This is a genomic window from Streptomyces phyllanthi (genome assembly GCF_009377205.1).
In the GTDB taxonomy this organism is placed as follows: Bacteria; Actinomycetota; Actinomycetes; order Streptomycetales; family Streptomycetaceae; genus Streptomyces; species Streptomyces phyllanthi.
Genome location: NZ_VJZE01000726.1, coordinates 1 through 2934, shown reverse-complemented (window position 1 = coordinate 2934; position 2934 = coordinate 1). Strand labels below are relative to the sequence as shown.

At 71.7% G+C, this 2934-nt stretch carries 2 protein-coding genes; both read left to right on the top strand.

All coding sequences use genetic code 11. The annotated features are described in order from the left end of the window. Positions 1-208: 208 nt before the first annotated feature. Positions 209-1459, top strand: coding sequence for an FAD-binding protein (locus tag FNH04_RS44005; protein WP_152791840.1), 1251 nt, complete (start codon positions 209-211; stop codon positions 1457-1459). A 177-nt stretch (positions 1460-1636) separates the two neighbouring features. Further along, on the top strand, positions 1637-2881 hold the full coding sequence (locus FNH04_RS44000) for an ROK family transcriptional regulator (protein WP_152791839.1): 1245 nt from the start codon (positions 1637-1639) through the stop codon (positions 2879-2881). Positions 2882-2934 lie beyond the last annotated feature (53 nt).

The window sequence follows — 2934 nt, the reverse complement described above, 5'->3', positions numbered from 1 at the left end:
GCCGTCCGAGGGGGCGCGGTCAGTCGTGGGCGCGCCCGCGGGGGTTGATCACGAGGTGTCCTTCGGTTGGTATTCCGTCGTACGCGACTGCCGTACGCAACCGCCCTGCGTGGGCTGTCGTACGTACGGGAGACGCGGCACACGACGACCGATAACAAAAACTTCGCCGGCGAGAGCCGGCGGGGGCTTCCGCGGAAGGACACCGAGGATGACCGGGACCGGGACCCTCACCAACTGGGCGGGCAACATCACCTACACGGCCAAGGAGCTGCACCGGCCGCACTCCGTCGAGGGGGTGCGGGCTCTCGTCGCGGGCAGCGGGAAGGTGCGGGTCCTGGGCAGCGGGCACTCGTTCAACGAGATCGCCGAGCCGGGGAGCGAGGGCGTGCTGCTCTCGCTGGCCGCGCTGCCGACGGCGGTCGAGGTGGACACGGCGGCCCGTACGGTACGGGTCGGGGGCGGTGTCCGGTACGCGGAACTCGCGGCCACGGTGCACCGGCACGGCCTGGCCCTGCCCAACATGGCCTCGCTGCCCCATATCTCGGTGGCGGGCTCGGTGGCGACCGGCACCCATGGGTCGGGCGACGCCAACGGCCCGCTGGCCTCGGCCGTGCGTGAGGTCGAGCTGGTCACGGCGGACGGGGAGACCGCCGTCATCGGCCGGGACGACCTGCGTTTCGCCGGCGCCGTCACGTCCCTGGGCGCCCTCGGTGTCGTCACGGCGCTCACCCTTGATCTGGAGCCCGGTTTCGAGGTCGAGCAGTACGTGCACGTAGGCCTTCCGCTCGCCGGGCTCGACCACGCGGCCGTGGCGGCGACGGCGTACAGCGTGAGTCTGTTCACCGACTGGCGGGAGCCGCGCTTCAACCACGTGTGGATCAAGCGGCGCACCGACCAGCCGCTGCCGCACTTCCCGTGGGCCCCGCCCGCGGCCGAGGCGGTGCACCCCGTGCCGGGGATGCCCGCGGAGAACTGCACACAACAGTTCGGAGTGCCGGGGCCGTGGCACGAGCGACTGCCGCACTTCCGGGCCGAGTTCACGCCGAGCAGCGGCGCCGAGCTCCAGTCCGAGTACCTGCTGCCCCGCCCGCACGCCCTGGAGGCGCTCCACGCGCTGGACGGGATACGGGACGTGATCGCGCCCGTGCTGCAGATCTGCGAAGTCCGCACCGTGGCCGCCGACGAGCAGTGGCTCAGCCCGTCCTACGGGAGGGACACGGTCGCCCTGCACTTCACCTGGATCGACGACGCCCCGGCCGTGCTGCCCGTGGTGAGCCGGGTCGAGGCGGCGCTGGACCCATTCGGACCGCGACCGCACTGGGGCAAGGTCTTCACCGCTGCGTCGGCGGTGCTGCGCGAACGGTACCCGCGGCTGGGCGAGTTCCGGGTGCTGGCCGACTCGCTGGACCCGACGGGGAAGTTCCGCAACGCGTTCGTACGGGACGTTCTGGGAGGCTGATCCGGGGACGCACACTTCGGGCCGTATACCCTGACGTGCCGCCCGTCTCCGGCCGGACTTTGTAAACCCCATTTCCTAACCCCTTGTCGAAAGCACCGGCACGTCATAGCCTTGCGCCGCGCCGGAGCCGAACGGTCTGGCCATGGGCCGAAGAGATCGAGGGAGATCGTGTCGGTGATGAAGCGCACGTCACGCGACATCCGCACCGCGAACCGCTATGAGGTGCTGCGCGAGATCATCGCCGAGTCGCCCACCTCCCGTCAGGAGCTGGCCGCCGCCACCGGACTGAGCCTCGCCACGGTCGCCACACTCGTCGGTGAGCTGCTCGACCTGCGCATGATCACGGAGGTCGGGTTCGAGGACTCGGCGGGCGGGCGCCCGCGGGGCCTCGTGGCCGTCAACGCGTCGGGGGGCGCGTTGATCGGTGTGGACATCGCGGAGACCTACGTCCGTGTCGAGCTCTTCGACCTCGGGCTGAACGTGCTCGCGCGGGCCGACGAGGACATGCGCCCGGGCGAGAGCCTCCCGGAGCAGGTCGTCGGCCATGTCGCGGCTGCCGTCGGCTCGGTGGTCGCCCAGGCGGGCGTCGAGGGCGCCCGGGTGCTGGGCGTCGGTGTGAGCGTGCCGGGACAGGTCGACCGCGACACCGGCATCGCGGAGTACGCGCCGAACTGGGACTGGCACGACGTGCCGCTGCTCGATCTGCTCTCCGAGCACATCGCCTACCCGCTGTACCTGGACAATCCGCTGCGCGCCTGCGCGGTCGCCGAGCTGTGGTTCGGCGCGGCGCGCGGGCACGGGGACGCCGTGGTCGTCAATCTCGGCACCGGAGTCGGTGCCGGGCTGGTCCTCGGCGGCGGACTGCACCGGGGTGTCAGCAACAGCGCCGGCGAGTGGGGGCACACCACCCTCGTGCTCGACGGACGGCTGTGCCATTGCGGCAACCACGGGTGCGTGGAGACCTACGTCGGGGCGCCCGGGATCATGCTGAACCTCAGGGAGCTGAGTCCGAAGAGCACCCTGCTCCATCCCGAGGACCAGACGGCCACCATCAACGCGCTCGCCCGCGGGGTCGCCGACCGGGAACCCGTGGCCCTCAAGGTCGTCCGCGACACGGCCCGTTACCTCGGCGCCGGTATCGCGGACCTCGTCAACCTCCTCAATCCCCAGGTCGTCGTGCTCAGCAGCTGGGTCGCGGCCACGCTCGGCGAGCCGCTGCTGAACGAGGTGCGCGAGGCCGTGTCCCGGCACTCGCTGCGGCGGCCGTTCACGGCCACCGAGATCGTCCTGTCCCCCATCCCCACGGACCCCGTGTGCCTGGGCGCCGCGACCTTCGCCCTGGAGGGCGCGCTCTCCTCCATCAGCCAGCGGTCCGGCCGGCGCGTGGCGGGCGGGCGGACCCGTACCGCGCCGTCCGCGTGAGACGGCGCGGAGCCGAACGAGAACGGAAGGGGTGTTCATGCACCAGCCCCACC